At 71.9% G+C, this 5,882-nt stretch carries 5 protein-coding genes; all 5 read left to right on the top strand.

Going from position 1 to position 5,882, the window contains the following annotated elements; genetic code table 11:
• Positions 1 to 369 precede the first annotated feature (369 nt).
• The 5 genes from ACFU53_RS45930 (at position 370) to ACFU53_RS45910 (ending at position 5,840) form a co-directional block, all read left to right on the top strand.
• Positions 370 to 666 (top strand): hypothetical protein, encoded by a 297-nt coding sequence (locus tag ACFU53_RS45930; protein ID WP_384006113.1) that lies wholly within the window; start codon positions 370 to 372, stop codon positions 664 to 666.
• Positions 667 to 697: 31 nt separating this feature from the next.
• Complete coding sequence (locus tag ACFU53_RS45925; protein WP_384006111.1) at positions 698 to 1,486, top strand: hypothetical protein; 789 nt, start codon at positions 698 to 700, stop codon at positions 1,484 to 1,486.
• Position 1,487: 1 nt separating this feature from the next.
• Positions 1,488 to 2,708: a hypothetical protein gene (locus ACFU53_RS45920; RefSeq protein WP_384006109.1), complete on the top strand. Its 1,221-nt coding sequence runs from the start codon at positions 1,488 to 1,490 to the stop codon at positions 2,706 to 2,708.
• A gap of 157 nt (positions 2,709 to 2,865) precedes the next feature.
• Entirely contained in the window at positions 2,866 to 4,359 is a 1,494-nt protein-coding gene (locus ACFU53_RS45915; RefSeq protein ID WP_384006107.1) for an SCO6880 family protein, read from the top strand.
• The gene (locus ACFU53_RS45910; protein ID WP_384006106.1) at positions 4,356 to 5,840 is read left to right on the top strand and encodes an ATP/GTP-binding protein; all 1,485 of its coding nucleotides are present in this window, start codon (positions 4,356 to 4,358) and stop codon (positions 5,838 to 5,840) included. The genes ACFU53_RS45915 and ACFU53_RS45910 overlap by 4 nt, the downstream gene beginning before the upstream one ends.
• Positions 5,841 to 5,882 lie beyond the last annotated feature (42 nt).

Here is a 5,882-nt window from a genome sequence, read left to right as displayed (position 1 = left end):
GTCGTACACGGACCGCCTCAGGGGCGAACGCCGGTTGCGAACACCGGTTGTGAACACCGATTACGAACACCGACTACGAACACCGGTGCGAGCCCCTTCACTTCACCGCAGGTCCCGGCATTTCTGACGGCACGTCACTGTCCCGGACATGACGAGAGCTTCCCGTCTGTCACGAGCACGTCACCGACAGGTGCTGGATCACTACATCGCTTGGTTTCGACTCACAGGAGTCGCCAAGCTCACAGGGCGACCGGGAACCCGGGCACGTCGCACCGGCCCCGAAAGCAGCCCAATGTCCCATCCGCTCACATCAGTTGACGTCGGCCCACCGCCCACGGCGGGTCGATCGAGGCAACGGGGAGAAACCACATGCTGCACGCGATAGCCGCCAAGGCGCATCAGTCCATCTACCTGGCCGACGGCACGGTCCCCAACCCCAACCGCGACGCCCCCGCCGAACTCACCGGCAAGGTCGACACCGTGCTCGGCATCGTCGCCTGGGCCGGCACCGCCGCGGGCGTCGCGGGTGTGCTGATCACCGGCGCGATGATGGCGATCTCCATGCGCCGCGGCGAGGGCTCGGAGCACATGGGCCGGCTCGGCATGGTCCTCGGCGGCTGTGTCCTGGTCGCCACCGCCGGCCCGCTCGTGAACTTCGTCTTCTGACCGTCCGAGCACGTCGAAAGGGGGAGCGACGATGCTGAACTCCGGCCGGGCCCACGGGGGCAGCGGAGAGTGGGAGCAGCCGTTCTGGCAGCAGCGGGGCTGGATCCTGTCGGCCGGGTTCCTGGTGGTGCTGCTCGTCCTCGCGGTCCTCTTCGCGGTGACGGGCAACGGCTCCGAGCAGCCGGCCGGCGCGTCCGGCGACCCGAGCCCGGCGCCGACCTCGATGTCGGAGTCGGAGTCGGAGTCGTCAGGCGGCAAGGGGACTTCGGACTCCCGGCCCGCCGGCTGCCGCACCGACGACCGCGACCAGGCCAAGCCCACCGAGCCGCCGCGCGACTTCCACTGGAAGGCCAACGGCACCGGCCTGGTCCCGGTCTCGAAGGCGGCGGGCCCGCTGAAGTACGACGGACCGGTCTGGTCCTGCTTCGCCCACACCCCGCTGGGGGCCGTCATGGCGGCCCACTCCATCACCGACCACCTCAGCTACGACGGCTGGCGCAAGGTCGTCGACAGGCAGGTCGTGCCGGGCGCGGGCCGCGACGCGCTGATCGCGAGCCGTTCCCAGGAGGCCGACAAGTCGACCACGGGCTCGCCGGACGCCGGTGGCTACGCCGGCTTCACGGTCCTGTCGTACGACGAGACGCAGGCGACCGTGATGGTCCTGGTGCGCGGTATGGGCGACGGCGGCTTCGGCTCCGCCTCGCTGACCGTGCGCTGGACGGACGGGGACTGGAAGCTCTCGCCCGACCCGGACGGCACGGTCTACAGCGGTGTGTCGCAGGTCGGCGGCACCGACGGCTTCGTCACCTGGGAGGCGTGAGATGGCCTGCTCCTGGAAGATCTACGACTGCCTCATCGAAGAGGGCGGAAAGCAGTTCACCGAGGGTGCCGTGGTCGTCTTCGCCAAGGCGATCGGCGACGGCGCGGCGGAGGTGCTGAAGGCGCTCAACGGCGTCTGGCTGGGCATCGACGTGAACGACCCGGCGGGGAACGTGGGTCACACCCAGAGCCAGGCGGATCCGGGCAGTCCCATCGGACTGATCACCGCGGAGGTCGACTGGATCGTCGGATACGTGGCGGTGGCCTCGCTGCTGATCGCGGCGATCCGGATGGCGGTGGACCGGAAGGGCCAGTCCATGAAACAGGCGTTCATGGGCATGTGGAAGGTCATCCTCGTCAGCGCGGCCTCCGTCCCCGTGGTCACGGCCCTCATGACGGCGTCGGACGCGTACGCCAAGGACGTGTACGCGAGATCCGACCTCGGTGACAAGGCCTCCGAGATGCTGGGTGTGCTGACGCTCAACCAGCCGGGCCTGGTGCTGATCTTCGGTCTGCTGGTGATGCTGTCGAGCTTCGTGCAGATCGTGCTGATGTACATCCGCATCGGCGTCCTGATCACCCTGGTCGGCACGCTGCCGCTGGCCGCCGCCTCCTCGATGACCGGCTGGGGCGAGGGCTGGTGGAAGAAGCACATCGGCTGGCTCGCGGCCTGGCTGCTGTACAAGCCGGCGGCGGCCCTGATCATCTACTCGGCCACCTCGATGACCAAGGACACCAAGGACCTGGACTCGGTCATCGCGGGCATGGGCATGCTGATCATGGCCGTCTTCGCCCTGCCCGCCCTGCTCAAGCTGATCGTCCCGGCCACGGCCGCCCTCGGCGGCACCTCCGGCGGCTCGGTCACCCTGGGCGCCGCCAACAACGTCGCCTCCGGCGCGGTCAGCATCGCGGGCGGCTCCGGAGGGGGCGGTGGCGGAGGCGGTGGAGGCGGCTCCTCCGCCGGTCCCCAGGGCTCGCCCTCCGCGGGCGCGGGTTCCTCGGCGGGAGCGGGAGCGGGAGCGGGTGCGAGTGCGGGTGGAGCAGGTGGCGCCGCCGGTGGCGCGGGCGCGGCAGCCGGTACGGCCGCCGCAGGCGCGGCAACGGGAGGCGCGGCCCTGGCGGTCCAGGCCGCCGCGGTCGCCGTACAGACGGGCGTGGCAGCGGCGACGGAGATCGCCGGTTCCCTCGACGACAACGACGGGATGAAAGGTCACAACCAGTAGGCCCAGCCCCTGGGAAAGGGGCCGCAGGCCCTCTTTTCCAGGGGCGCGGGGAACCGTGCGATCAGCCCCCACTCACCCGCAGCCGCCATCCGACGCAGCACCACCGAGCTCGTAGGCACTCGACACCCAGCGACCTCAGCCGGAAGAAGGATCACCCATGTCCACCGACGCCCTCACGCGTCCCACCTACGGAAACTGGCGCAGACCCCGCCGCCCCGGCCTGGGCCCGCTGGGCCTCCTCGGCACCGTCGTAGCCTTCGGCGGACTCCTGGTCGCACTCCTCGCCTCGCTGGTCTCGCTGCTGGCCGCGATCCTCGTCCTCATCCCCCTCGGCCTCTTCCTCGCCCCGCTCGCGCTGCGCACGGTGGACGGCCGCAACATCTACCAGGTGGTCGCGGTGCGTATCGGTTGGCTCAGGCGCAAGGCGAACGGCTCGACCACCTACGTCTCCGGCCCGCTCTCCAAGCGCCCCGGTGGCCGCCACCACCCCCCGGGCCTGCTCGCCCGCACCAGAATGTACGAGGGCCGCGACGCCTACAACCGCGCCTTCGGTGTGCTCCACCACCCCGGCCGCAACCTCTGCACGGTGGTGCTGGCCTGCGAGCCGGACGGCGGTTCGCTGGTCGACCCCGAGCAGGTCGACATCTGGGTGGCGTCCTGGGGCTACTGGCTCGCCCGGCTCTCGCACGAGCCGGGCCTGCGCGGCGCCCAGGTCGTCGTGGAGACCGCGCCGGACACGGGGACGCGGCTGGCCGCCGAGGTCCTGCCGCGCATCGCGCCGGACGCGCCGGCCGCCGCCCGCGCGGTCATGGAGGAGGTCGTCGCGCGCTATCCCTCCGCCTCCTCCGAGATGCACACGTACATCGCCCTCACCTACGGCCCCACCGGCGGCCCCAAGCGGGACGTCCAGGACGTCATCACCGATCTGTCCATGCGGCTGCCCGGCCTGCTGTCGGGCCTGGTCGCGGCCGGCGGCGGCTCCGCCTATCCGCTGTCCGCCGAGCGGCTCGCGGAGGTCGTGCGCGTGGCGTACGACCCCGCCGTCGCCCCCGATGTGCTGAGCGCCCGTGCCGAACACTCGACCACCGGTCTGGAGTGGGCGGACGCGGGCCCGGCGGCCGCCGTGGAATCGGTGCAGGCGTACAAGCACGACTCGGGTGTCTCGCGGACGTGGATGCTGACGCTGGCGCCGCGCGGCACGGTCCGGTCGAGCGTGCTGCGGGGGCTGCTGGAGCCCGCGACGGGCACCCGCCGCAAGCGGGTCTCGCTGGTCTACCGCCCGATCGACCCGGCGACCTCCGCCCGCATCGTCGAGGCCGACCGGCGTGCCGCGCACTTCATGGCGGGCTCCAGGCGGGGGCTGGTCCAGGCGCGGGCCAGCTCGGAGATGCAGGCGGCCGAGCAGACGGCGGCCGAGGAGGCGGCGGGCGCCGGGCTCGTGGAGTTCTCGCTGATGGTGACGGTCACCGTGGACAGCGAGGAGCAGCTGCCGGACGCGGCGATCACCGTACGCAACCTCCAGGCGTCGTCCCGTGTCCTGATGCGCCCGGCCGACCGTATGCAGGCCTCCGCGTTCACCTGCACGCTCCCCGTCGGCCTGCTGCCGTGGGAGCACACCCTCGTTCCGTACCAGATCCGGGAGGCGCTGTGAGCAAGCGCGCTGCTGTACGTCCTCAGACGGCTCCCCCGCGTGGGTGGTTCGGCCCCGGCGGCGGACAGGTCGCTCACGTCGACCCGCCCTCGCTGTGGCGGGCGACGACGGTCCAGGCGTGCGGCCTGTGGCCCTTCGCGGCGGGCTCCGGCGCCCCGATGACCGGGGTGCCGCTGGGCCAGCACCTGCACACGGGCGCCACGGTCTGCGGTGACCCCATCTCGTGGTTCACCCGGGCCCGTTACATCTCCAACCCGTCCCTCTTCATGCTCGGCATGCCGGGCCTCGGCAAGTCCACGCTGGTGAACCGGATGCTGATCGGCATGGCGGCGACGGGTATCACTCCGCTCGTCCTCGGCGACCTGAAGCCGGACTACGCCGACACCGTACGGGCGCTCGGCGGCCAGGTGATCTCCATCGGGCGCGGGGTGGGCGGCATCAACGTCCTCGACCCCGGCGCGATGGGCGAGGCGGCGGCGCGGATCGGCGGCGAGCGGGGCCGGATACTGACGGCGGAGGCGCACGGCCGCGTCCTGAACATGGTCGCGGCGCTCATCACCATCGTCCGGGGCCGCCCGATGGACGACCACGAGCAATCGGTCCTCTCGGCCTGCCTGCACCACCTCGCGGAACGTACGAAGCCGGGGCGGCCGCCGCTGCTGCCCGACCTGCTGAAGGTGCTGGACGAGGGCCCGGACCGGGTCCGCGCGGTCACCCTGGACCGGGGCGACGTGGCGCGATACCAGGAGGCGGTGGACCCGCTCCACCGGTCCCTGCTGGGCGTGTTGGACGGCCCGCTGGGCGACACCTTCGCGTCCGAGACCTCCACCCGCATCGACCCTGCCTCGCCCGCCGTGTGCGTCGACATCTCCCGCATCGGCGAGGCGGACACGCAGCTCACGGCCGCGGCGATGCTGGCGGCGTGGTCGGACGGCCTCGGCACGGTCGCGGCGGCGCACGCCCTCGCGGACGCGGGCCTGGCCCCACAGCGCTGGTTCTTCACGGTCCTCGACGAACTCTGGCGGCCCCTGCGCGCCGCCTCCGGCATCGTCGAACGCATCGACGCCCTCACCCGCCTCAACCGCTCCCTCGGCCTCGGCGACGCGAAGATCACGCACACCCTGAAGGACGCGGAGGCGCTGGGCAGCGCGGCCGACCGGGCGAAGGCGCGCGGCTTCGTGGAGCGGGCCGGGATGGTCGTGTGCGCCGGCCTCCCCCGTACGGAGATGAAGGAACTCGGCGAGATCGTCGGGCTGTCGGAGCGCGAGATCGACCTCGTGTCGTCGTGGTCGTCCCCGCCGGGCTGGGCCAGCACGGGGGGCAACGAGGAGCCGCCGGGTCGTGGCCGCTTCCTGATCAAGGTGGGCGGGCGGCCGGGGATCCCGATCAAGGTGTCGATCACGGACACGGAGAGGGAGTTGCACAACACGAACACGCGATGGACGCCGAAGCCGACGCTTTCGAAGGCGGGGCGCCTATGAACTCGGGGGTTCGGGTGCGTTGGCGGGTGCGGGTGGGTGGGG

This window comes from Streptomyces sp. NPDC057474, assembly GCF_042802555.1.
GTDB lineage: Bacteria > Actinomycetota > Actinomycetes > Streptomycetales > Streptomycetaceae > Streptomyces.
This window is presented reverse-complemented; position numbering and strand designations above follow the sequence as displayed.

What these genes read in the sequence shown, in the direction of transcription:
- ACFU53_RS45930 (WP_384006113.1), top strand. Translation starts at nt 370, where the DNA reads ATGCTGCACGCGATAGCCGCCAAGGCGCATCAGTCCATCTACCTGGCC.
- ACFU53_RS45920 (WP_384006109.1), top strand. Translation starts at nt 1,488, where the DNA reads ATGGCCTGCTCCTGGAAGATCTACGACTGCCTCATCGAAGAGGGCGGA.
- ACFU53_RS45915 (WP_384006107.1), top strand. Translation starts at nt 2,866, where the DNA reads ATGTCCACCGACGCCCTCACGCGTCCCACCTACGGAAACTGGCGCAGA.
- ACFU53_RS45925 (WP_384006111.1), top strand. Translation starts at nt 698, where the DNA reads ATGCTGAACTCCGGCCGGGCCCACGGGGGCAGCGGAGAGTGGGAGCAG.